We start from the raw sequence: 24,589 nt of genomic DNA on the forward strand, positions 1-24,589 counted from the left end.
GATGGATCGGATGATACTGGAACAGATAGAGAAAAAAGCGGAGGTGCTGACAGACGCCCTCCCCTATATCAGGGATTTCAACCGGCAGGTGGCGGTCATTGAGTACGGCTGCAGGAAATACATGAGCCCGGTGGGAGAGCAGGAGCTGATGCGGGACATTGCGCTCCTGAAAACAGTGGGCATGAAACCGGTGGTGGTGCACGGCTGCCCCATCGGCGTGGATAAGTTCCGGGAGAACAAAAGGATCGCCAAGCTTTTGGAGCTGTGCGGCACCAAGGCGGTGGGGATCTGCGGCATGGACATGGAGACGCCTGCCATCATGCTGGACAACGGTTATATTCCGGTCATCATGCCCAATGACATTGACACGGAAAATGTGGAGATCAACCCTATTGACGCGGCCCTGGACGCGGCGGTGGGCCTGAAGGCGGACAAGCTGGTCTATCTCTCCTCCCACAGAGGGATCTGGAAGGATGAGGCCAGGACGGAAGTGTACAGCCGCCTTACGGTTGCCCAGGTGCAGGAGATGTTGCAGCAGGGAAAAGTGACAGAGGGAGTGAGATCCCGGGTAGAGAGAGGACTGACTGCCATTGAGAGAGGCGTGAACCGCGTCAATCTTCTGGATGGCAGGATGGAGCATGCCCTCCTTCTGGAGTTCTTCAGCGTGGCCGGAGTGGGCACGGTGATGATCCGGGATGAGAGCCGTCTGTATGCACATGAGAAGGATGAATAAATGAAAAAAGAAAGAAGCTTTCAGAGGAAGCTGCTGCCGATCATACTGCTCCTGGCGGCAGTTCCTCTTTTTCTTTTCTCTATTCTGGCCCTGGTCAGTCTGCGGAGTATCCTGATAGACCGCTACCAGGATCAGGTGGACAGTGATCTGGATCAGACGGAGAAGCTGCTGAATATTACACTGGACAGATACAGAGATGCGCTTGCCGCGGCAGGGACGGACGAAAAGTTCTGCCTGGCTGTGCAGAAAGTGCTGGAGGGGCAGGAGCCGGAGGCGGAAAGCAGAGGGGAAGTGGAAGAGCTGCTGGGGAGAATCTGCCGGCAGAGCACGGAAGCTGCAGGAATGACACTTGTCCTTGAAAACGGGGATTCATTTTACTACGATGTGTCGGCGGCGTCCGGACCGGAGGGTGGATGGATGGAGGAAGCTATGGCGGCCTGTGAGGGCTGGAAGGAGGAAACAGACTTCTCTTTCTGCTGTCCGGTGCCGGATGAGATACAGACTGGCACAGGGAGTATTCATATCTTTGGTGTTTTCTGCCGTATTGTGTCTCCTGTAGATGGAGAAAGGGAAGACACCCTTGTGGTCTGGCTGGACGAGAAAGTGCTGAGGAACACACTTGCCGGTGAAGACGGAATCCGGAGCTTTATCAGCGACGGGGATATAGTCATAAGCGCAACAGATCCTGGCGATATAGGAGGGAAGCCGGAAGAGCTTTCCCGGGGAGACTACTATGTGCAGAGCATGATCCAGGAGGATACCGGGTGGAAGATCACAGAGCTTTACTCTCTTGAGATGTACCACTATACTCTGTTCAGCCAGCTTGCCTTTGAAGTTCTCATAGCTGTTGCGGTTATGGTGATCCTGGCGGTGATGGCATATCTTATGAGTGTGCCTTTGGTTCGCTCTGTCAGAAATATTGCGGGAGCCATGGCAGCGGCCAGAGAGGGGGACTTTTCTGTGCGGGTAGAGGAAAATCCGAAAAGTCCTTATGAGCTGAACCGTATTGCGGAAGGCTTTAATGATATGGCTGAACAGACGGGAAGGCTGATTGTACAGCTTAAACAGTCTGCGGAGGAACAGAAAAATGCAGAGCTGCAGGCGCTGGAAGCCCAGATAGATCCCCATTTTCTCTACAATACGCTGGATACCATCAACTGGAAAGCCATTGAGAAAAATGAGATGGAGATCAGCGAGATGGTAGGGGCGCTGGCAGATATCCTCCGGTATTCTGTTATCAACGCGGGAGAGGAGTCGTCCATCCGCAGCGAACTGTACTGGCTGGAACAGTATGTGCTTCTGCAGCAGGAAAAGCTGGGAAAAGAGATCAAGATCAAAGTGGAGGCATCAGAGAGAATACAGAATATGAGGATTCACAAGCTTCTCCTGCAGCCATTTGTGGAAAACAGCATCCGCTACGGATTTCGGGGGAAGGAAGGAGAGTGCTGTCTGTACATTCGCATGACCTGCGAGGATGGATTTCTGCATATCCTGCTGGAGGATAACGGTCGGGGCATGGATGAGGAGACGCTTGACAGGCTGAATGACGGGACACAGACGTGGAGCGGACATGTAGGTGTGGAGAATGTAAGGAAACGTCTGCGGCTGTATTACTCTGAGCAGGCATATCTGCATTTTGAAAGCAGGCAGGGAGAGTCTGCCAGTGTTCACATTTATGTTCCTATACCAGAAGGAGAGGGTGATACATATGAAGATCGTGATCGTGGAAGACGAGGCGGCCATCCGTAATGGGCTGGCGGGTCTGCTGCCAAAGATCAGTCCGGACTATGAGGTGGCGGGAACGGCTTCCGACGGGATGGAAGGACTTGCTGTTATCCGGGAACAGCAGCCGGATCTGGTGATACTGGACATCCGCATGACTGGCATGGACGGTCTGACCATGCTAAGGACACTGCGGGATGAGGGCAATGTATGCCGGGCCGTGGTACTTTCAGCGTATTCGGATTTTGACTATGCCCGGACGGCTATAGAGCTTGGCGTGGAGAGCTATCTGCTGAAGCCGGTAAAAGTAAAGGAACTGAAAGCAGTGCTGAGTCTGGCGGAGAAACACATCCGGCAGGAGGAAGACGAGAAGGTCAGATACACACCAAAGAAAGCATTTCTGTCCGCGCTGACAGGGACAGAAGAAATGGATCCGTACGTAAAAAAGAAGCTGGAGGAAGAGTACGGCCTTCTGGCCGACGGACTTATCGGCATCTTTATCATCTGGCTTGGAGGAGAGTATGGAAAGTATGAAGAGGAAGTGGGCCGTGCGCTGACGCCGCTGGGGGAGAGAAGCGGATACTTTTCGCTGTGTACGCTGGCAAGGGAAAAAAGGCAGCTTGTGCTGGCTGCTCTCTACCGGGTACAGGACAGAGAAAAAGCGACGGAGTATCTGAGAAAGGCAGCAGCGCCTATGCTCTCCGGTCTGACAGGGGGGAAGGTGGTCATGGCACTGGCGTGGTGCGGCGGATTGAAGGAGTTTCACGAGACTGCCGTAAAGCTCTGCGGGGTGCTGGACTACAGCCTGGCCGAGGGGACAGGAAAGCTTATTGTATATGAGGAGAGGGACGCAGATGTGCAGATATTCAAGTATCCCCTGGAGACAGAGACCATGACAAAGCAGGCGGTACTGCAAAACGACGGGGAACTGAGGCGATGCGTCCGTAATTTTCTTGGATACTGCAGGAAAGGGCGGTTCCGGCCGCGGGAGGTCAAGGAAGGATGTTTCCGGTATTTCAATACCATCTGTCATACAGCGGAGGAGTACGGGCGCAGAGTCCCCGACGCGGCGGAAATGTCGCGCAGAATGGAACAGATCCTGGAGGCGGTGACGTGGGATCAGATCCGGGAGATTTTCGACAGGCTGCTGGATATGCTGGAAGAGAATATAGGAGGGAAGATGGAAGAAGAAAGCCTGCTTGTGCGGAAAGCCAGAAAGATGATTCTGGAATACTACAGCCAGGGGATTACACTGGAGGAGATTGCGTCAAAGCTGGGAGTCTCTGACGAATATCTGAGCACCCGGCTGAAAAAGGAGACGGGGAACACATTTACCGAGATCATAAAAAATGTTCGAATGGAACGGATCAAGGAACTTCTTGTCAGCACAAATATGAAGCTTGGGCAGATCGCAGATGCCGCCGGCTACTCGGATCCGAAATACATGAGCCGTATTTTCCGGGAAGAGGTAGGAATGCTGCCGCTGGAATACAGAAAAATGCATCTTTAGACAAAAAAAGATTAAAAAATTACTCCTTTCTAAAAAATATACGCCTGCCTTCCGGGCAATAATCATATATGATAGATGCTGACCCAGAACAAAGGCAGACAAAAAGGAATATATAGTTTTAAGAAAATTTTTGGAAAGGAGAAGATGTATGAATCAGGTAAAAGTACAATTCAGAACACCTCAGGAAGTGATGGATTTTACGAATGTTGTTTCAAAATATGAATACAACATGGATCTGAAGAAGAGCAGCAGAAAAATTGTTGACGCAAAATCACTGCTTGGAATACTGGCTCTCGGACTGGAAAATGTTCTGGAGCTGTGTATTTATTCCGATGACAATTGTGACGATGTGGTAAAGGCGATCAGCCGGTACGTAATAGCATAAGAAAGAACATGAGGGAGCAGCAGAAGGCTGTTCCCTGTTCTGTTTTATAGAATTTGTTGTCCGGAGCAATCAATTATAATTAATACTGATTAATGCTGGAAAAATATTCGTATATCTTATATAATGGAGAAAGTTGGAAAACAGCAAATACCAGATAAAGAGGAGAATGATTCATGGAAATGTTGTCAATTGAAAAAGAATTACAGGAAAATTCTTATCCGGGAAGAGGCATCATCATCGGTAGAAGCGCCGACGGCGCAAAGGCTGTCACGGCATACTTCATCATGGGGAGAAGTGAGAACAGTCGGAACCGTGTCTTTGTGGAGGACGGAGAGGGGATCCGTACCCAGGCCTTTGACGAGTCAAAGCTGACAGATCCAAGCCTTATTATCTACGCTCCTGTGCGGGTCCTGGGAAACAAGACCATTGTTACAAACGGAGACCAGACAGATACCATCTACGAAGGAATGGACAGGCAGATGACCTTTGAGCAGGCCCTGAGAAGTCGGGAGTTTGAGCCCGACGCTCCCAACTATACGCCCCGTATTTCCGGTATCATGCATGTGGAAGGCGGAAAATTCAACTACGCCATGTCCATCCTGAAGAGCAGAAACGGTGATCCGGGAAGCTGCTGCCGCTATACATTTGCCTACGAGAATGCAGTGCCCGGAGAGGGACATTTCATCCACACATACATGCACGACGGCAATCCCCTTCCGAGCTTTGAGGGAGAGCCCAAGCGCATCGCCATCCCGGACGATATGAACGCCTTCGCAGATACGCTGTGGAGCAGCCTCAATGAGGACAACAAAGTATCCCTGTTCGTGCGTTACATTGACATTGCCACAGGGAAATATGAGTCAGTGATCATCAACAAGAATAAATAAATACGATATGCGGAGGGATAAGAAATGAAGGAACTGGAACTGAAATACGGATGTAACCCAAACCAGAAGCCGTCCAGAATATACATGGCGGACGGAAGCGAGCTTCCCATCACCGTGCTGAACGGGAAGCCGGGATATATTAATTTCCTTGACGCCTTTAACGGCTGGCAGCTTGTGAAAGAGTTAAAGGAGGCTACCGGCCTTCCGGCGGCAACATCCTTCAAGCACGTTTCACCGGCAGGTGCGGCTGTGGGACTGCCTCTCTCAGACACCCTGGCAAAGATCTACTGGGTGGATGACTTGGGAGAACTCTCTCCCCTTGCCTGTGCCTACGCCAGAGCCAGAGGCGCGGACAGAATGTCCTCTTTCGGAGATTTTATCTCCCTCTCCGATGTCTGCGACGTGGATACAGCCCGTCTGATCAAGCGGGAAGTGTCTGACGGCGTCATTGCCCCGGGATACGAGCCCGAGGCGCTGGAGATCTTAAAGCAGAAGAAAAAAGGCAACTACAATGTGATCCAGATCGATCCGGACTACGTGCCGGCGGCCCTGGAGCACAAGGAAGTGTACGGCGTCACCTTTGAGCAGGGCAGAAATGAGCTCCACATCGGGGATGACTTCTTCGACAACATTGTGACAGAGAACAAGGAGATGACAAAAGAGGCGAAGATCGACCTTGCCATTGCCATGATCACGCTGAAATACACCCAGTCCAACTCCGTCTGCTACGTGAAAGACGGACAGGCCATCGGCATCGGGGCAGGACAGCAGTCCCGCATCCACTGTACAAGGCTGGCCGGACAGAAGGCGGACAACTGGTGGCTGCGCCAGTCCCCGAAGGTTATGAACCTGCAGTTCCTGGATAAGATTGGCCGGGCCGACAGGGACAATGCCATCGACCTGTACATCGGCGACGAGTACATGGACGTGCTGGAAGAAGGAAAGTGGCAGCAGACCTTCAAGGTGAAGCCGGAAGTGTTCACAAGGGAGGAGAAACGGGAGTGGCTTGACAAGATGACAGACGTGGCTCTCGGCTCCGACGCTTTCTTCCCATTTGGCGACAACATTGAGAGGGCTTACAAGAGCGGCGTGAAGTATGTGGCTCAGCCGGGTGGTTCTGTCCGGGATGACAATGTCATCGAGGCGTGCAACAGCCACGACATGGTGATGGCTTTCACAGGTATCCGCCTGTTCCATCACTAGAAAATAGTTGTATATTTGAAGAAAACGCAGTATAATATACGAGGGAATGGCCGATTGTGCAAAAAAAACGGACAATCGGCCAAAATTTTAGCTGTGATAAGGAGATAATTCAAATGGGAAAATATTTTGGAACAGACGGTTTCCGCGGAGAAGCCAATGAAGTCCTGACTGTGGAGCATGCCTTCAAGGTGGGGCGTTTCCTGGGATGGTACTATGGCCAGGATCACAAGGCCAGAGTTGTCATTGGAAAAGACACAAGGCGCAGCAGCTACATGTTTGAGTATGCGCTGGCAGCAGGACTGACTGCTTCAGGTGCGGACGCATTCCTTCTCCATGTGACCACTACTCCCAGTGTGTCCTACGTGACAAGGACAGAGAATTTTGACTGCGGGATTATGATCTCCGCCAGCCACAACCCGTTTTACGACAATGGGATCAAGGTGATCAACGGGAAAGGACATAAGCTGGAGGCTGAAGTAGAGGAGAAGATCGAGGCGTACATCGACGGGGAGATAGGAGAACTGCCCCTGGCAAAGAGAGATCAGATCGGCCGCACGACAGACTACGTGGCCGGAAGAAACCGCTATGTAGGCTATCTTATTTCTCTTGCCACCCGGTCTTTTGAGGGGATCAAGGTAGGACTGGACTGTTCCAACGGAAGTGCGTTTATGATTGCCAAGAGCGTGTATGATGCGCTGGGCGCCAAGACCTATGTGATCAACAATGAGCCAAATGGTCTGAATATCAATCTGAACTGCGGTTCCACCCATATAGATGTGCTGAAAAAATATGTGAAGGACAATGGCCTGGATGTGGCCTTTGCCTTTGACGGCGATGCGGACCGCTGCATTGCTGTGGATGAGAACGGCAACGAGGTGAACGGGGATCTGATCCTTTACATCTGCGGAAAATACATGAAAGAAAACGGCCGGCTCAACGGGGATACTATTGTCACCACCATTATGTCCAATCTGGGTCTTTACAAGGCCTGCGACAAGGCGGGACTGAAGTATGAGAAGACGGCTGTGGGAGACAAATACGTATACGAAAATATGGTAAAGAACAACTTCTCTCTGGGCGGAGAGCAGTCAGGACATATCATTTTCAGCAAACATGCCACAACCGGAGATGGCATTCTTACTTCTCTTATGGTTATGGAAGTCATGCTGGAGAAGAAGATGAGTCTTGCCAAGCTGACAGAGGAGGTTAAGATCTATCCTCAGCTTCTCAAGAATGTCCGCGTAACTGACAAGAAGACAGCCCGTGAGAACCCGGCTGTAGTAAAAGCTGTGGAGGAAGTGACGAAGGCTCTCGGAGACGACGGCCGGATTCTTGTGCGCGAGAGCGGTACAGAGCCGGTAATCCGCGTCATGGTGGAGGCAGAGACAGATGAGCTCTGCGAGAAGTATGTGGACCAGGTTGTGGATGTGATGCATGCGGAAAACCTGGCTGTGGAGGCATGATCTCCGAAAGAGAAAAACACGAAAAGAAAAGATACGTATGAGAAAAGATGCGCCGCACATTTTGTGTGGCGCATTTTCGTCTGTGAAAACGGATATACTAAATTTCGGCTGAATGAATTTTAAGATGAAGACAAGAAGGAGGAGCAGGATGTTGTATCAGTATTTACCGATCACAGACGTGTACGCGAGAGAAATCCTCGACTCCAGAGGAAATCCAACGATAGAGGTGGAAGTCCTTGCAGACGGGAAATATGTGGGCAGGGCCAGCGTCCCGTCGGGGGCCTCTACCGGACAGTATGAGGCAGTGGAACTGCGGGATCAGGAGGAGCGCTACGGGGGAAAAGGCGTAGAGCAGGCGGCAGACAATGTGAACGCCAGGATCGCCCCGGAGCTGGTAGGGAAAAATGTATTGGAGCAGATCCAGATCGATCAGCTGCTCACCCGTCTGGATGGCACAGAAAATAAAAGAAATCTGGGAGCCAACGCCATGCTGGGGGTGTCCATGGCGGCCGCCAGAGCCGCCGCGCAGGCCTTAGGGCAGCCGCTGTACGCCTACCTTGGAGGAGTTCACGCCAGAACTCTGCCTGTCCCTATGATGAACATCATAAACGGGGGACGGCATGCGGACAACACGATAGATATACAGGAATTTATGATCATGCCCTGCGGCGCCTGCTGCTTTAAGGAGGGGCTGCGCATGTGCGCGGAAGTGTACCAGCATCTGAAAGGGCTGCTGAACAAACACGGATACAGTACAGCGGTGGGGGACGAGGGCGGATTTGCCCCGGATATGAAAGATGCCGGGGAGGTCCTTGGCTTTATAACAGAGGCCGTCCAGCTGGCAGGCTATATCCCCGGGGAGGATGTGCGCATCGCCCTGGACGTGGCCGCCTCGGAGCTGTATGACAGAAAACTGAAGAAGTATGTGTTTGACGGTGAGAGCCGCAAGCACGGCTACAAGGTAACCCGGTCTGTGGAAGAGCTGATCGACTACTATGAAGAGCTGGCCAGCGACTATCCGGTGGTGTCCATCGAGGATCCCCTGGACGAGGAAGACTGGGACGGTTGGGAGCTTTTGACTGCCCGGCTGGAGCGGGATATGCAGCTGGTGGGGGATGACCTTTTTGTGACAAATACAAAAAGGCTCCGCAAGGGTATTGACCGTGATGTGGCAAACGCCATTCTCATCAAGGTCAACCAGATCGGAACCCTCACAGAGGCCTTTGATGCCATAGAGACGGCCCGCAGCGCAGGCTACAGGACCATCATATCCCACCGCTCCGGGGAGACGGAAGACGCCATGATCGCGGATATCGCAGTTGCCTTCAATGCCGGCCAGATCAAGACAGGGGCGCCCTGCCGGGCAGAGCGGACCGCCAAGTACAACCAGCTCCTGCGCATTGAGGAGAGGCTGGGGATGGCCGCCAGGTACGGCGTCTGACCTACCAGATGCCCAGTATGTGCTGCAGCACAAGGCTGACGGCAGTGATGCCGATCCAGCAGCACAGCCCCAGGAGGATAGGTTTTCCGCCGGTTTTGACCAGCTTGACAATGTTGGTGCCCAGGCCGATGGCTGCCATGGCCAGGACGATAAAGAACTTACTCATCTCTTTGAGCGGTGAGAAGAAGTCCGCCGGCACACCGGCCAGGCTTGTGGCCGCGGTGGTGATGACGGATGCAATGACAAAATAAATGATAAAGAAGGGGAAGATCTTCTTCAGGCTGACCGAGCTGCCTGCGGAAGATTTTTCCTTTTTTGCGCGGTAAAATGCCAGCACCAGGGTGATGGGGATAATGGCCAGGGTGCGGGTCAGCTTTACGGTCACTGCCTTGTCCAGGGTGGCGCTCCCCAGGCCGAACATGGTGTCCCAGGTGGAAGCTGCCGCTGTCACGGAGGAGGTGTCGTTGATGGCCGTGCCGGCAAAAATGCCGAAGGCCTCCCCGCTTGTCTGGGAAAAGCCCAGCAGATTTCCGAAGTGGGGGAAGAGGACAGCTGCCAGTACATTGAAGAAGAAGATCACGGAGATGGCCTGGGCCACTTCCTCATCGTCCGCGTCAATGACCGGGGCGGTGGCTGCGATGGCCGATCCCCCGCAGATGGAGGAACCTACACCTACAAGGGTGGAAATCTTTCCCGGGATGTGCATTACCTTGCTCAGGACAAAGGCAATGACAAGGGAAGTGGTGATGGTGCAGATGATGATGGGGAGGGACTGGCGCCCGGTCTCCAGGATCACCGACAGGTTCAGGCCAAAGCCCAGGAGGATGACCGCATACTGCAGGACTTTCTTGGAGCAGTAGTTTATGCCGTCCTGGAAGGCGGATTTGTCCTTGATAAAAAGTGTGACGATCATGCCCAGAATGATGGCGATGACCGGACCGCCGATGACGGGGAAGGCGAGCCCTGCGAACCAGGAAGGAACCGCGATGACGAGACAGAGCAGGAGCCCTTTTGCGTTTTTGCTGAAAAATTCCATGGTAAACCTCTTTTCTTTTTGGATGTCTTTTTGTTTATGTGCCTGCCAATAAATCTAGCACGGAGAAATAATAATGTAAAATTATAATAAATTATGATATAATAAAATAAATTTATTGAATTGTTGCGGAATGGGAAGAAGGAGGGAACTTATGCTTGATTTCAGGATGGATACGTTTTTAGCGGTGTGCAGTCATATGAATTTTACAAAGGCAGCCCGGGAGCTGCACATCACCCAGCCGGCTGTCACCCAGCACATCCATTTCATTGAAAAAGAATACGGGATCCAGCTCTTTTCCTTTCAGGGCAAGAAGATCAGCCTCACCGGGGAGGGGCGCCGGCTTTTGGGGGCTGTGACCACCATGAAGCACGATGACATGGCGCTGCGGCGGATGTTTGACGAGGAGAAGGCGGGGGAAAGACAGCTGATCTTCGGCGTCACTATGACCATCGGAGAGTACGTGATCGGGAGATACCTGGCATCCTACATCCGCAGGCATCCGGCGACCAGGATACGTCTTTCCATTGCCAATACGGAAGAGCTTCTGGGAAAGCTGGACCGAGGGGAGATAGATTTTGCCCTGGTGGAGGGATTTTTTGAGAAGAGGGACTATGATTTCCGGACTTTCCGTCGGGAACAGTACCTGGGAGTCTGTGCGCCCGGATTTCTGCAGCCCCAAGAGAAGCCCCGGAGTTTTCAGGATCTTTTCTACAACACACTGATCACCAGGGAGCCGGGCTCCGGAACAAGGGAAGTACTGGAGAGAGCCCTCTCGGAGGAAGGCTGGGGAATCGGAGATTTCGCCAACGTGGTGGAGATCAGCAACATGGGGGCCATCAAAATGATGGCGGAAGGCGGAGGCGGGATCGCCTTTCTCTACGAGGCGGCGGTGCGAGGGGAGCTGGAGAGAGGCTCCCTGGTTCAGGTCAGCCTGGAAGGTTTTCCGCGGTATCACGACTTTACGTTCATATGGAGGAAGAACAGCCTCTTTGCAGGCCAGTATATGGAACTGCTGGATGAGATGGCGGGGAGCGGGGCAGGACCTTTACAGATGTAAAAAAATCCCTTGCCATACGGAGCGCCTTGTGCTAGAATAAATGTGGTTTATCCGCAGGAGGTGTTAACGGTGGAAATTTTAAAAGTGGTTTTAATGATCATATTTGCCATAGACTGTATTGCACTCACAATCATTATTCTGATGCAGGAGGGCAAGCAGGCAGGACTGGGAACGATCGGAGGCATGGCCGACACATACTGGGGCCAGAATAAAGGACGTTCCATGGAAGGGGCGCTTGTGAAGTCTACCAAGTTCCTTGCCATTCTTTTTATTGTTCTGGCAGCAGTCCTGAACATGCAGGTATTTGCGTAAAACGGGAAACGTACAAAAGCGGAACACTCTTGTTTGCATAGACGGGAGTGTTCTTTTTTTTATTCTGCGGGAAAGGCAGCGGCCTCCTGCGAAGAATAAAAGCCCTGTGCGGGGGCACACTTACGACAGAAGGGAAGTGATGAGATGGACGGGACATTTGAGAAGAGAAAGAAGATCATCTATGAATTTATCTGTGATGATTTCTATATACCCATGAAACAAAAGGAGATGGCAGCACTGCTCCAGGTGTCGAAAGAGCAGAGAGGGGAGCTTAAAGAAGTGCTGGACAGTCTGGTGGATGAGGGGAAGATCTACGTCAGCAAAAAGGGAAAATACTGCAAAGGAGAGGCGCAGACACTCACCGGCGTGTACCAGGCTCATCCCAGAGGATTTGGATTCGTCACTGTGGAAGGCCGGGAGGAAGATATCTTCATCGGCGAAGATGACACGGGCGGCGCATTCCACGGCGACACGGTGGAAGTGGCGCTGACACGGGACGGAAGCCACAGAAGAGACGGCCACAGGCAGCGGCAGGAGGGACGTGTCGTAAAGATCCTGTCCAGGGGGATGACCACCCTGGTAGGTCTCTACGAAAAGACAAAGAAGAAGAACTACGGCTTTGTCATCCCGGACAACCGGCGTTTCCTGGAAGATGTGTTCATTCCGGAGGGGAGAGACGGGGGAGCCGTGGACGGACATAAGGTGGTTGTGGAACTGACTTCCTACGGCGGACCGGGAAGGAAGCCGGAGGGAAAGATCACGGAGATCCTGGGGCATGTCAATGACCCCGGAGTGGACATTATGTCCATTGTGCGGGGGAGCGATCTGCCCTGTGAGTTCCCGGAAAAAGTTCTGAATCAGGCAGGCCGGGTTCCGGACCATATCAGCGAAGCGGATATGGCGGGCCGGAAAGATATAAGAGACTGGCAGATGGTCACCATAGACGGGGAGGACGCCAAGGATCTGGACGACGCTGTCTCCCTGACAAAGGAGGGAGACAGGTACGTGCTGGGCGTCCACATCGCGGATGTGGCCAACTACGTGCAGGAGGGGAGCGCCCTGGACCGGGAGGCCTTAAAGAGAGGCACAAGCGTGTATCTGGCGGACCGGGTGATCCCCATGCTGCCCCACCGCCTGTCCAACGGGATCTGCTCCCTGAATGCGGGGGAGGACCGTCTGGCCTTAAGCTGCATCATGACCATCGATGAGAACGGCGATGTGACAGACCACGAGATCGCGGAGACCGTGATCCGGGTAGATCACCGGATGAGCTACACAGGAGTCAGCAGGATACTGAAAGGGGAGGACCCGGAGGCGATAGAAAAATATCAGGACGTAGTGCCCATGCTCGCGCAGATGGCTGAGCTCTCCGGCATACTCAGGGACAGAAGACACAGGAGAGGCTCCATTGATTTTGATTTTCCGGAGGCCAAGTTGATCCTGGACGAGAAAGGCCGGCCGGTGGAGATCAGGCCCTACGAGAGAAATGCGGCCACACGGCTGATCGAGGATTTTATGCTGCTGGCAAATGAGACTGTGGCGGAGGAGTATTTCTGGAGGGAAGTGCCTTTTCTCTACAGGACTCACGAGGCGCCGGATGAAGATAAGATGAAGACTCTGGCGGCCTTTATCAACAATTTTGGCTACACCATGCACATCGGCAGCCAGAAAGTGCAGCCTATGGAAATACAGAAACTCATGGGCAAGATCGAGGGCACGCCCCAGGAGGCCCTTATCAGCCGGCTGGCCCTGCGCTCCATGAAGCAGGCAAAGTACACGCCGGAAAATACCGGGCATTTTGGCCTGGCCGCCAAGTATTATGCCCATTTTACATCCCCCATCAGGCGGTATCCGGATCTCCAGATCCACCGGATCATCAAGGATGACCTGCGGGGACGGCTGAACGGGAAGAAGATGGAGCACTACGAAAAGATCCTGCCTGAGGTGGCAAAGCAGACCAGCCAGACAGAGCGCCGGGCAGAGGAGGCGGAGCGGGAGACCGTGAAGCTGAAAAAGGCGGAGTACATGTCGCAGCACATGGGACAGGTCTTCGACGGGGTAGTCTCCAGTATCACCAAATGGGGCATGTACGTGGAGCTGCCCAACACAGTGGAGGGTCTGGTCCACGTGACAGCCATGAGTGATGACCACTATGAATATTATGAGGATCGATATGAGATGGTGGGCAGCCACACGGGCCGGGTCTACAAGCTGGGCCAGGAGATCCGGGTGAAGGTGACCGGGGCGGACTGTCTGCAAAGGACGATAGATTTTGAGATCGTGAAGGAAGGAGAGCCGGAAGATGGCGAAAAAGAAGACAGACGGGAAGATGATTGCCAACAATAAAAAGGCATATCACGATTATTTTATACTGGATACCTATGAGGCCGGCATTTCTCTGGCGGGGACGGAAGTCAAGTCCCTGCGCATGGGAAAATGCAGCATCAAGGAGTCATTTATCCGCATTGAGAACGGGGAAGTCTGGATCTACGGCATGCACATCAGCCCCTATGAGAAGGGGAATATTTTCAACAAAGATCCGCTGCGGGTGCGCAAGCTCCTTCTCCACAAGTCGGAGATCAACAAGATGACAGGGAAGATGAAGGAGAAGGGGATTGCCATTGTGCCTCTAAAGGTTTATTTTAAAGGCAGCCTTGTGAAAGTGGAGATCGGTCTTGCCAGGGGTAAGAAACTCTACGACAAGAGGCAGGATATTGCCAAGAAGGACCAGAAGAGAGAGGCAGAACGGGAATTTAAGGTGCGAAACTTCGGATAGGATATAGGAGGAAACGATATGGTACCTGTGAGTAAAGAGGAACTTAGGAAACTGGTCTCCCAGACGACGATCGAGACGTATGAGGAGCTGACGCCTCAGCTCATCCAGCTCATCCAGGAGACGAACGCGAAGACAGAGCTGACAGAAGCGCAGCGGCAGGATGAGATCTCCCTTCACATGATGGGCTACATCAAGTCCTGCACCAATGAGATCATCATTGAGGTCCTTGCGGAGATCCTGGGATTGGAGGACGAGAAAAAGCCGGTGCACATAGGAGGAAAATAAGATGGCATATTGTGTGAAGTGCGGAGCAAAGGTGGATGACGGGATACGGTACTGCCCATACTGCGGGGGCGAGATCCCTCTGGGCCAGGGACAGTACGATCAGCAGGGGCAGGGCCAGGACCAGCAGTACTACGATCACGGCGGCCAGCAGAGCCAGTACGGCCAGCAGGGACAGTACAGTCAGCAGGGGCCGTATGGCCAGCAAAGGGAGGGATATTTTCATCCGGAGGACGTGAGAGCGAACAAGGTGATGGCGGTTTTATCCTACATAGGGATCCTTGTCCTCGTGCCTCTTCTTGCGGGAAACAAAAGCTCAGAATATCTGAGACACCACATTGATCAGGGACTTGTGATATGGATCGGGAGTCTCCTGGCAGATATCCTGTCCGGAGGGGGATTCCTGGGCTTTGCGTTTTTCTCCTCTGTCTGGCCCCTTGAGCTGGTGGGCGGTATCCTGAGCCTTGTCTTCTTTATCCTCATGATCGTGGGCATTGTAGACGCCTGCCGGGGCGTGAGAAGGGAGCTGCCCGTTGTGGGAGCCTTCAAGATACTTTAAAAGCAGGATGGTTTTATAAATTTAACTTGATAAAGTGTTAAAGTGGTTGTATAATAAGTCATATGATAAGTGAGAGGAATGACCTATGATTTCTAAGAGGATACAGGAAGTGGAGCCGTCCAGGACGGTGGAGCTGACCAACCGCATAGCTGCAATGAGGAGGGAGGGCATCCCTGTGATCGGGCTCAATGTAGGTGAGCCCGATTTTGATACCCCGGCCCATATCCGCCGGGCGGCAAAGGAGGCCATTGAGGAAGGATTTACAAGGTACACGCCGGTCATGGGTGTGCCGGAGATAAGGGAGGCCATTGCGTCGAAGCTCATGCGGGAAAACCATGTGGAGTACGCACCGGATGAGATCACCCTGGGCCCGGGAGCCAAGCAGTGTATCTATGCGGCTCTCCTCGCCCTCTGTGATCCGGGGGACGAGGTCATCATCCCCTGTCCCTGCTGGGTCAGCTACACGGAGATGGTGCGCATGGCCGGTGGCGTGCCGGTGGCTGTGAGGACGGCGGAGGATTTCAGCCTTGACCTTGCACATATCGAGCGGGCAGTCACGGGACGGACAAAGGCGGTGATCATCAACACGCCCAACAATCCCACCGGGGCTGTGTACAGCAAGGAGAGTCTGGAGGAGCTGGCTCTTCTCGCACAGAAGCATGATTTTTATGTCCTGTCGGATGAGGTCTACGAGTGCATGGTGTATGAGGGCCGGACGCACGTGAGCGTAAGCGCCCTGTCCCGTGACGCCAGAAGGAGGACAGTGCTCATCAACAGCTTTTCCAAGACCTATGCCATGACAGGGTGGAGGCTCGGCTACCTGGCGGCGGATCGGGAGGTCGTGCAGGCGGTCAATGTGGTCCAGAGCCAGATGGTCTCCTCCGTCAACTCCATTTCCCAGAAGGCCGGGATCGCGGCGCTGCAGGGCAGCCAGGACTGTGTCAGGGAAATGGCATCGGAGTACGACAGACGCCGCCTCTTTCTCCACGAGCGGCTGAACCGCATAGAGGGCATCCGCTGCCAAAGCGGGGAGGGAGCCTTCTACCTCCTGCCGGATGTGACAGATTATCTGGGCCGGACATATAATGGAAAGAGGATAGCGGACGATCTGGCCCTTGCGGAATTCCTCCTGGAGAAGGCCCGGGTAGCGGTAGTGCCGGGCAGCGCCTTCCTGGCGCCGGGGCATCTGCGCATCACCTACGCGGCTTCCGTGGAGACGCTGGAGAGGGCGGCGGACGCTATGGAGGCGGCTCTGCGGCTTTTGGAGAAAAAGGAGAAAAAGGTGTAAAAAAGCCTTCGGGGGAAGACTTGACAGGACAGATGTCTGTTACTATAATAAATGAGACAACAAAAACGTCTGCGGCCAGACAGCTCGGGCTTGTACTGGTTTCGACGGGGGTTTGGAAGTTGGAGAAGCCATCCGTAGCGGGACACTACGTTAAAAGTTCCAATTAAATATAAACGCAGACAATAGAGAATTAGCGTACGCTGCCTAATTTTGGCGGCAGTCGGCCTTAGGTCATCCGCTGCTTAAGATCCCGGCTTCAACAAGGCGGAGCACTTCGTCCTCAAAGCTTTGAGGGGATGGAAGACTTTATGAAGCTACTGAAACCGGAAGCCTGTCATTAGGCGGCCGGCAGAGGGAACGTCAAACTAATGACTGTGATGGGAGATGCTCTGATGGAAAGGCTTTCGGACGCGGGTTCGATTCCCGCCAGGTCCATTTTTGGAAGTGAAGGGAAATGCTTGGTATGCAGGCGTTTCCCTTTTTCATTCCACCGATAAAAGGAGAAAGGCATAGGGAGGAAGCTTATGAAGAGTGACAGGACATTTTTCCCGGATGTGGAGACTGTGTACCACAAGGACTACCAGTGCGACTACTACAGGGGCGTGATCGTGGACGGGGAGGGCCGCGTGGCCGCCCGCTGCCAGGAGCTGCGTCCGGACCATGAGGAGGCCCTGCGGGATGCGGAGCGGAAAATGGCGGGCAGCCCCCTGTACTCGCGGAAGACAACTTCGGATATGAAGGATAAGCTGGAACAATATAAAGAGCAGAAGGCGAGAGAGGAGCGCTGCCAGGGCGTCCATGTGATTGACCCGGGAGATTGGAAAGAGTGGGTGTACATCTACGACCAGGGACTGTACCGTTACCGGTACATGAACCAGAACAGGCCCGCCGCAACCACCGTATCCAGACTCGGCTTCCCGCTCATCGGGCAGTATATAGCTGACAGGGGTCAGGAGGACAGAGCCTTTTATGAAGGGCGGATAAGGGGGATTTCCGATATCCTGGACCTGCCGGGGCGAAAGGATGTATGGCATATCATCCGGGTGACAGACATCCGGCAGAAGGACAACCGGGATGTGGAAGTCGCGGCGGCCATCCGGGAGTACAGCAATCTGCGCCGTGATTTCAAACAGGGCGGGCAGCAGAAGACCATCACAGTGAAGCAGGAGTGGGACTGCTTTAACGAGCTGATGGACTATTTCACGGACCTGTATGAAGAGACCGTTTGATAGATATTTCAAAAAGAAGGTGCCCCTCAAGTCAATGCATGACTTTTGGGACACCCTCTGTCATTTTAACGGAGACGGAGGGATTCGAACCCTCGTACCGGCGATAAAACCGATAAACTGATTTCGAGTCAGCCCCGTTACGGCCACTTCGGTACGTCTCCAGAAACATGCTGCCCGTCTCAAACATGATAAACAGCACAGATTATTATAGCATGTTCCCCCAAAATAGAAAAGATTTTATTTGGATTTTTTTCTGCGGCCAAAGAGGCCTCTCTTTCCTTCACGCTCCTCTTTCCCGATGGCGAGAAGCTCGTCGTAGGCCCGGCGCATCTCGGTCTCGCGTTTTTCCCGCACGGCTTTGGGCGGAATGTTGGCGTATTTCGGATAGTGCTCCTCCTCTTCCTCCTGTGCCTGAGGTGCCTTCTGCTCAGGCAGGCGGTACTTCTTTCTGCAGGTATCACAGAGGCCAAATCTGGGATCCTTTCTGCTTATTCTCAGTTCATTTCCACATCTGGGACAGTTCATGGTTGTCCTCCTCCTTGCATTTATCACAGTCACATGGCCACTAAGCTCGTGAGAAACCTCGCTAAGTGTCCAGGTATATATTCACACTAGGCTCGAAAGAACCTCGCCAAGTGTTCATATTATACCATGGCCGCACAGCGGCCATGGGCCTCCGGCAGATGCGCAGCGGATTTCTGCGGTTCCGCAGAAACCGCTTTATGCGCAGGTATAATGACTACAATGTAGTTATTATACCATATTTCTGAAAAAATTTCACAAAAGGAACATAGAATACTGCTATAATAGTGTAAAATGGAAGCGGCAGGAGGTAATTTTGATGGAAAAGCTGAAAATACTGGTGGTCGATGACGAGAGCCGCATGCGCAAACTGGTCCGGGATTTCCTGGAGAGAGAGGGATTTCTGGTGCTGGAGGCCGGGGACGGGATGGAGGCCATGGATATTTTTTATGAGAATAAAGACATCGCGCTTATGATCCTGGATGTCATGATGCCGAAGATGGACGGATGGCAGGTGTGCAGAGAAGTGCGACAGTCTTCAAAAGTGCCCATTATCATGCTGACAGCCAGGGGAGAAGAGCGGGATGAGCTCCAGGGCTTCAGCCTGGGAGTGGACGAATATATATCTAAGCCCTTCAGCCCCAAGATCCTGGTGGCAAGGGTGGAGGCGATCCTGAGGCGTACCCGGGACGGGGAGGCGCAGGAGACGCTGGAAGCAGGCGGCATTGAGCTGGACAAGACAGCCCACATTGTGAAGCTGGACGGGGAAGTGGTAGAGCTCAGTTACAAAGAGTTTGAGCTTCTCACCTACTTTATGGAAAATAAGGGCGTAGCCCTCTCCAGGGAAAAGATCCTGAACAATGTGTGGAACTATGACTATTTCGGCGATGCCAGGACGATAGACACTCATGTGAAGAAACTGCGGAGCAAGCTGGGAGATAAGGGAAATTACATCAAGACAGTCTGGGGCATGGGTTATAAATTTGAGGTGGCATAGATGAAGCATTCAATACGCAGGCAGATGATCGCCATATTTGTGGGACTGATCGTCTGTATGCTGGTGATTCTCCTTGTACTGGTTGGCACCGGCCTGGAGCCCTACTATGTCAGGGAAAAGGAAGAAAATTTTAAAGAACTATACAAGGAGATAGAAAGCCTGGCGGAAGGAGAAGAACTGACAGAGGACGAGGTCAGCCAGATCAACCGCACGGCAGAACGCTACAATTTCTACTATATCGTGTGGAATTTTTCCAATGAGAATGGTTTTTCCAATCTCCACGACAGCCAGATTCTGCTGGTGCAGCTGGGCGGCGTCCTGTTCAATAAGATCGACAGCCGGGTGATGGAGAGAAATGACAATTACCAGGTGGTGGAGTTCCGGGATAATACCCAGCAGGTGGACTATCTCGCCCTCTGGGGAACAGTGGGGAACTCCTACAATATCTTTATCCGCAGTCCTCTGGAGAGTATCCAGGAGACCATGGGACTGTTTTTCCGCTTCCTTCTGATCGTTGGTATCGCTGTGATCGCAGGGGGAATCCTGTTTGTCTGGTACTTTTCCAGACGGCTCACGGAGCCTCTGCGGGAGCTGGCTGTCCTGTCTGCCAGGATGGCTGACCTGGATTTTAATGCCAAGTACACCAGCGGCGGCGGTGGCGAGATCGGTGTGCTGGGAGAGAACTTTAATATCATGTCCCAGAAGCTGGAAAACACCATCTCAGAGCTGAAGAATGCCAACTTTCGCCTGCAGCAGGATATTGAGAAGAAAGAAAAGATGGAGAAGATGCGTACCGACTTCATGGGGAATGTATCCCATGAGCTGAAGACGCCTATCGCCCTCATTCAGGGCTACGCAGAAGGGCTGAAGGAAGGAGTCAGCGATGATCCGGAGAGCAGGGAATTCTACTGTGACGTGATCATGGATGAGGCCTCCAAGATGAACCAGATGGTGAAAAACCTCATGACTCTGAACCAGCTTGAATTCGGAGATGAAAATGTGGAGTTCCAGCGGTTTGACCTGACGGAACTGATCCGTGGCGTGCTCCAGAGCATGGAGATCATGGCCCAGCAGAAGGAGGCCAAGGTCCAGTTCCGGCAGAAAGATCCGGTCTATGTGTGGGCGGATGAGTTCAAGGCGGAGCAGGTTGTGAGAAACTATGTGAGCAACGCGTTTAACCATCTGGACGGAGACCGGGTAGTGGATGTGAAGATCATCCCCGCCGGGGACAAGGTGAAGGTGACCGTGTTCAACACAGGCACCCCCATTCCGGAGGAGGATGTGCCCCACATCTGGGAGAAGTTTTACAAGGTGGACAAGGCCCACACCAGGGAGTACGGGGGCAACGGCATCGGGCTTTCCATTGTGAAGGCCATTATGGACTCCTTCCACCAGGAATATGGTGTCAACAACTACGATAACGGCGTGGAATTCTGGTTTGAGCTGGATGTGAAATAGAAAATATGGTAGACTGGAACTGCGTACAGACTGTGACACATACAGAAAGGAACCGGGAAGACAGATGATAGCGATTATTGATTATGATGCGGGAAATATAAAAAGTGTGGAGAAGGCGATGCACTACCTGGGCCAGGAAGTGGAGATCACAAGAGACCAGGAGCGGATCCTGGCGGCGGACAAGGTGATCCTGCCGGGGGTAGGGGCTTTTGGAGATGCCATGGAGAAGATCCGGCAGTATGACCTGGAGGGTGTGATCCGCCAGGTGGTGGACAGAGGCACCCCCTTCCTTGGCATCTGCCTGGGACTGCAGCTTCTTTTTGAGGAGAGTGAGGAGAGCCCCGGCGCGAAGGGCCTTGGCATACTGAAGGGAAGGATCCGCAGGATCCCCGGAGGAGAAGGACTGAAGATTCCCCACATGGGATGGAATACGCTGGAACTGTCGGGAAACGGACGCCTGTTCAGAGGAGTGCCGGAAGAACCATTTGTGTATTTCGTACACTCCTACTATCTGGAGGCGGAAGAAGAGGAGATCGTGAAGGCGGTCACCTGGTACGGGACAAAGATCCACGCCTCAGTGGAGAAGGGCAATGTGTTTGCCTGCCAGTTCCACCCGGAGAAGAGCAGCTCCACAGGGCTTCTCATGCTGAAGAATTTTGTAGAACTATAGACGGAGGTACATAGAAGATGCATACAAAACGGATCATTCCCTGTCTGGATGTGAAAGGCGGAAGGGTAGTGAAAGGCGTGAATTTTGTGGATCTCAAAGATGCGGGAGATCCGGTCGAGATCGGAAAGGCCTACGACGAGGCCGGTGCGGATGAGCTTGTGTTCCTGGATATCACAGCTTCCTCCGACGCCAGGGCTACGGTGGTGGATATGGTCCGCAAGGTGGCGGAGACCGTCTTTATCCCCTTCACGGTTGGGGGAGGCATCCGCACGGTGGAGGATTTCCGGGCGCTCCTTCGGGAGGGGGCGGACAAGATCTCCATCAACTCCTCCGCCATACAGACGCCGGAGCTCATCTGCGCGGCGGCGGACAAGTTCGGCAGCCAGTGCGTGGTGGTGGCCATTGACGCCAAGAGGCGTCCCGACGGTACGGGCTGGAATATCTATAAAAACGGCGGCCGGATCGACGTGGGGATCGACGCCCTGGAGTGGGCGGCAAAAGTGGAGAAGCTGGGGGCAGGGGAAATCCTCCTGACCAGCATGGACTGCGACGGTACCAAGGCGGGCTATGACCTGGAGCTTACCAGAGCGGTGGCGGACGCCGTGTCTGTCCCGGTCATCGCTTCCGGGGGAGCCGGCACACTGGAGCACTTTAAAGAGGCCCTGACAGAGGGCGGCGCAGATGCGGCCCTGGCGGCTTCTCTTTTCCACTATAAGGAGCTGGAGATACGGGAAGTGAAAGAATACCTCCGGGGCGAGGGAATTCCCGTGCGCCTGTGATCCGGCTACAAAAGATTAAAAGGAGATAAAACCATGGCAGCGATTTCCAATGACTGGCTGGAAGCTCTCCGGGGAGAGTTTAAAAAGCCCTATTACAGACAATTGTTCGAGACCGTGAAGAAGGAGTATGCGACCCATCTGGTCTTCCCGCCGTCGGATGACATTTTCAATGCGTTCCACCTGACACCTTTGAAGGATGTAAAGGTGGTGATACTGGGACAGGACCCTTACCACAATGTGGGGCAGGCCCACGGCCTGTGTTTTTCGGTTCAAAAGGGAGTGGCTATCCCGCCCTCCCTTGTCAATATTTATCAGGAGCTCCACGATGACCTGGGATGCTCCATACCGGATCACGGCTATCTGGTGAAATGGGCCCGCCAGGGTGTGCTGATGCTCAATACCGTGCTGACAGTTCGGGCGCACCAGGCCAACTCCCACAGAGGGATCGGCTGGGAGGAGTTCACGGACGCGGCCATCAAAGTGCTGGATGAGCAGGACCGGCCCATTGTGTTTATCTTGTGGGGGACGCCGGCCCAGCGTAAGAAGACCATGCTCCACAACCCGCGGCATCTCGTCCTGGAGGCGCCGCACCCAAGCCCTCTGTCTGCATACAGAGGTTTCTTTGGCAGCAGGCCTTTCAGCAAGACCAACGCGTTTCTTGAGGAGAATGGTGTGGAACCTATTGACTGGCAGATTGAGTAGGGGGGATATTTATGAGAGATACGTATGATCTCGTGATCGTGGGCGCAGGGCCGGGAGGCTATGTGGCTGCCAGAAAGGCGGCCAGTTTGGGGATGTCAGTGGCCCTTATCGACAGGGGACCCGCAGGAGGAACCTGCATCAACCGAGGATGCATCCCTGCCAAGGCGCTGCTTCACGCGGCCACACTGTACAGGGAGATGACAACCTGTGAGATGTTCGGCCTGCACGCAGAGGGGATTTCCTTTGACCTTCAGAAGATCTATGAGTACAAAGATATGGCGGCGGACCGCATGAGAGAAGAGCTGGAGGAAGAATTCCGGCAGCTGGATGTGGATCTGATCCGGGGCAGCGCGGTGATCTGCCGGGACCGGAAAGTGCGGGTGACGGACGAAGTGGGAACGACTTCCGTCTGCCAGGGGAAAAATATCCTGGTGGCCGCTGGGGCGAAGGCGAACCTTGCGGACTTGCCCGGCATGGATCTGCCCGGTGTCATGACAAGTGAGGAGCTTCTCACCGCGGACGCCCACAAGTACGACCGGATGCTGATCCTGGGCGGCGGTGTCATAGGGCTGGAGCTGGCCACAGTCTTCCAGTCTCTGGGTACGGAAGTGACGGTGGTGGAGATCTCGGACCGCCTTCTGCCGAACATGGACCGGGAATTTTCTGATGCGCTTGAGCGCATCCTGACAGGCAGAGGCATCCGGATCTGCAAGGAGAGCATCCTGGAGAGGATCGAGCAGGAAAAAGAGAGCGGCAGGCTGGTGTGCCGGTTTGTCTGTGACGGCAGGAACAATAAAGAGGTCGTGGATGCAGTGCTGGTGTCGGTGGGGCGCAGTCCCGCCACGGAGGGACTGTTTGAGAGCGATGTGCCGGTAAAACTGGAGAGAGGCCGGATCGTGGTGGACGATTTCTTCCGCACTAATATCCCGGGCGTTTACGCGGTGGGGGACGTGACAGGCGGCATACAGCTGGCCCATGTGGCCTCAGCCCAGGCTGCCTATGTGGTGGAAAGGATGAATGGCAGGAAGCCGTCCGTCATCATATCCATGGTTCCAGGAGGACTTTTTACGCCGGTCTCCATTATCCCCAGCTGCATATACACAGACCCGGAGATCGCTTCCGTGGGGCTGACAGAAGAGGAGGCCCGCAGGAAGGGCGTGCCGGTGCGGTGCGGAAAGTACGTGATGCAGGGGAACGGGCAGTCCATCATCACAGGCGAGGAAGAGGGATTTATCAAGGTGCTGTTTGCGCCGGACAGCGATGAGCTGCTTGGGGCGCAACTCATGTGCCCCAGAGCCACGGATATGATCGGCGAGCTGGCCACAGCTCTTGCCAATGGGCTTACATCCACCCAGCTCCTCTACGCTATGAGAGCCCACCCCACCTTCAATGAGGCCATCTCCTGTGCGGTGGAGGACAGCAGAAAAGACTTCCCGGTATAGAGAGTGTGCAGAAAAAAGAGAGCGTTGGCTCTCTTTTTTTGCTTATCCTATTGACATGTGTGCCGTTTTGTGCTTATATTAAAGCATGAACATATGAACAATCATTCATATATCACGACATACACAGGAGGGAGTA

General features: G+C 53.6%; 24 protein-coding genes, 1 tRNA gene and 1 other RNA gene. 23 read left to right on the forward strand and 3 right to left on the reverse strand.

Translation table 11 applies throughout. The annotated features are described in order from the left end of the window. Position 1 precedes the first annotated feature (1 nt). From Q5911_RS09495 to eno, 8 genes are all read left to right on the forward strand, one after another. Positions 2–733, forward strand: coding sequence for an amino acid kinase family protein (locus Q5911_RS09495; protein WP_033125178.1), 732 nt, complete (start codon positions 2–4; stop codon positions 731–733). Continuing rightward, entirely contained in the window at positions 734–2,482 is a 1,749-nt protein-coding gene (locus Q5911_RS09500; protein ID WP_303182524.1) for a sensor histidine kinase, read from the forward strand. Beyond that, positions 2,442–3,965 carry a response regulator gene (locus Q5911_RS09505; protein WP_303182525.1) on the forward strand — a complete coding sequence of 508 codons (1,524 nt, stop codon included), beginning with the start codon at positions 2,442–2,444 and terminating at the stop codon, positions 3,963–3,965. Before Q5911_RS09500 ends, Q5911_RS09505 begins: the two co-directional genes overlap by 41 nt. Positions 3,966–4,113: 148 nt before the next feature. Next, on the forward strand, positions 4,114–4,350 hold the full coding sequence (locus Q5911_RS09510; RefSeq protein ID WP_033125176.1) for an HPr family phosphocarrier protein: 237 nt from the start codon (positions 4,114–4,116) through the stop codon (positions 4,348–4,350). Between the two features lie 173 nt (positions 4,351–4,523). Then, a complete protein-coding gene (locus tag Q5911_RS09515; RefSeq protein ID WP_226395635.1) occupies positions 4,524–5,237 on the forward strand; it encodes an IMP cyclohydrolase in 714 nt (237 codons plus the stop codon). 24 nt (positions 5,238–5,261) lie between these two features. Further along, entirely contained in the window at positions 5,262–6,440 is a 1,179-nt protein-coding gene (locus Q5911_RS09520) for a phosphoribosylaminoimidazolecarboxamide formyltransferase (RefSeq protein WP_033125174.1), read from the forward strand. A gap of 113 nt (positions 6,441–6,553) precedes the next feature. Further along, positions 6,554–7,903, forward strand: a complete 1,350-nt coding sequence (gene glmM, locus Q5911_RS09525; RefSeq protein WP_033125173.1) for a phosphoglucosamine mutase — start codon at positions 6,554–6,556, stop codon at positions 7,901–7,903. A gap of 151 nt (positions 7,904–8,054) precedes the next feature. Further along, a complete protein-coding gene (gene eno / locus Q5911_RS09530) occupies positions 8,055–9,344 on the forward strand; it encodes a phosphopyruvate hydratase (protein WP_081957983.1) in 1,290 nt (429 codons plus the stop codon). 1 nt (position 9,345) lies between these two features. On the opposite strand, the gene Q5911_RS09535 is transcribed toward eno, so the two are convergent. Beyond that, positions 9,346–10,380: a YeiH family protein gene (locus Q5911_RS09535; RefSeq protein ID WP_281725817.1), complete on the reverse strand. Its 1,035-nt coding sequence runs from the start codon at positions 10,378–10,380 to the stop codon at positions 9,346–9,348. A gap of 151 nt (positions 10,381–10,531) precedes the next feature. On the opposite strand from Q5911_RS09535, the gene Q5911_RS09540 reads away from it, so the two are divergent. The 9 genes from Q5911_RS09540 to Q5911_RS09580 all read left to right on the forward strand — a co-directional run bounded on the left by Q5911_RS09540 (position 10,532) and on the right by Q5911_RS09580 (position 17,883). After that, entirely contained in the window at positions 10,532–11,437 is a 906-nt protein-coding gene (locus Q5911_RS09540) for a LysR substrate-binding domain-containing protein (protein ID WP_303182526.1), read from the forward strand. 69 nt (positions 11,438–11,506) lie between these two features. After that, the gene (secG, locus tag Q5911_RS09545) at positions 11,507–11,749 is read left to right on the forward strand and encodes a preprotein translocase subunit SecG (RefSeq protein WP_033125169.1); all 243 of its coding nucleotides are present in this window, start codon (positions 11,507–11,509) and stop codon (positions 11,747–11,749) included. Positions 11,750–11,893: 144 nt separating this feature from the next. Then, positions 11,894–14,095 carry a ribonuclease R gene (gene rnr / locus Q5911_RS09550; RefSeq protein WP_303182527.1) on the forward strand — a complete coding sequence of 734 codons (2,202 nt, stop codon included), beginning with the start codon at positions 11,894–11,896 and terminating at the stop codon, positions 14,093–14,095. Continuing rightward, complete coding sequence (smpB, locus tag Q5911_RS09555; protein ID WP_033125167.1) at positions 14,052–14,525, forward strand: SsrA-binding protein SmpB; 474 nt, start codon at positions 14,052–14,054, stop codon at positions 14,523–14,525. Before rnr ends, smpB begins: the two co-directional genes overlap by 44 nt. Positions 14,526–14,543: 18 nt before the next feature. Next, a complete protein-coding gene (locus Q5911_RS09560) occupies positions 14,544–14,810 on the forward strand; it encodes a hypothetical protein (RefSeq protein WP_033125166.1) in 267 nt (88 codons plus the stop codon). Between the two features lies 1 nt (position 14,811). Next, a complete protein-coding gene (locus Q5911_RS09565; protein ID WP_303182528.1) occupies positions 14,812–15,366 on the forward strand; it encodes a zinc ribbon domain-containing protein in 555 nt (184 codons plus the stop codon). An 85-nt stretch (positions 15,367–15,451) separates the two neighbouring features. Beyond that, positions 15,452–16,654 (forward strand): pyridoxal phosphate-dependent aminotransferase, encoded by a 1,203-nt coding sequence (locus tag Q5911_RS09570; RefSeq protein WP_303182529.1) that lies wholly within the window; start codon positions 15,452–15,454, stop codon positions 16,652–16,654. A gap of 86 nt (positions 16,655–16,740) precedes the next feature. Next, positions 16,741–17,092, forward strand: a transfer-messenger RNA (tmRNA) gene (ssrA, locus tag Q5911_RS09575). An 86-nt stretch (positions 17,093–17,178) separates the two neighbouring features. After that, positions 17,179–17,883: a hypothetical protein gene (locus Q5911_RS09580; protein ID WP_303182530.1), complete on the forward strand. Its 705-nt coding sequence runs from the start codon at positions 17,179–17,181 to the stop codon at positions 17,881–17,883. A 69-nt stretch (positions 17,884–17,952) separates the two neighbouring features. Here Q5911_RS09580 and Q5911_RS09585 read toward each other — a convergent pair. Together Q5911_RS09585 and Q5911_RS09590 are read right to left on the reverse strand one after the other, a co-directional pair. Continuing rightward, a tRNA-Ser gene (locus Q5911_RS09585) sits at positions 17,953–18,044 on the reverse strand. A gap of 76 nt (positions 18,045–18,120) precedes the next feature. Continuing rightward, positions 18,121–18,408: a hypothetical protein gene (locus Q5911_RS09590; RefSeq protein ID WP_303182531.1), complete on the reverse strand. Its 288-nt coding sequence runs from the start codon at positions 18,406–18,408 to the stop codon at positions 18,121–18,123. A gap of 316 nt (positions 18,409–18,724) precedes the next feature. On the opposite strand from Q5911_RS09590, the gene Q5911_RS09595 reads away from it, so the two are divergent. From Q5911_RS09595 to lpdA, 6 genes are all read left to right on the forward strand, one after another. Next, positions 18,725–19,402 carry a response regulator transcription factor gene (locus Q5911_RS09595; RefSeq protein ID WP_033126830.1) on the forward strand — a complete coding sequence of 226 codons (678 nt, stop codon included), beginning with the start codon at positions 18,725–18,727 and terminating at the stop codon, positions 19,400–19,402. After that, a complete protein-coding gene (locus Q5911_RS09600; RefSeq protein ID WP_303182532.1) occupies positions 19,403–20,860 on the forward strand; it encodes a sensor histidine kinase in 1,458 nt (485 codons plus the stop codon). 64 nt (positions 20,861–20,924) lie between these two features. Beyond that, the gene (gene hisH, locus Q5911_RS09605) at positions 20,925–21,530 is read left to right on the forward strand and encodes an imidazole glycerol phosphate synthase subunit HisH (protein WP_076779091.1); all 606 of its coding nucleotides are present in this window, start codon (positions 20,925–20,927) and stop codon (positions 21,528–21,530) included. 17 nt (positions 21,531–21,547) lie between these two features. Further along, positions 21,548–22,309 (forward strand): imidazole glycerol phosphate synthase subunit HisF, encoded by a 762-nt coding sequence (gene hisF, locus Q5911_RS09610; RefSeq protein WP_033126833.1) that lies wholly within the window; start codon positions 21,548–21,550, stop codon positions 22,307–22,309. Positions 22,310–22,342: 33 nt separating this feature from the next. Then, entirely contained in the window at positions 22,343–23,011 is a 669-nt protein-coding gene (locus tag Q5911_RS09615) for a uracil-DNA glycosylase (RefSeq protein WP_033126834.1), read from the forward strand. A gap of 11 nt (positions 23,012–23,022) precedes the next feature. Further along, positions 23,023–24,453: a dihydrolipoyl dehydrogenase gene (gene lpdA / locus Q5911_RS09620; RefSeq protein ID WP_303182533.1), complete on the forward strand. Its 1,431-nt coding sequence runs from the start codon at positions 23,023–23,025 to the stop codon at positions 24,451–24,453. Positions 24,454–24,589 lie beyond the last annotated feature (136 nt).

Source organism: Lachnoclostridium phocaeense, from assembly GCF_959599685.1.
Taxonomy (GTDB): Bacteria; Bacillota; Clostridia; order Lachnospirales; family Lachnospiraceae; genus Claveliimonas; species Claveliimonas monacensis.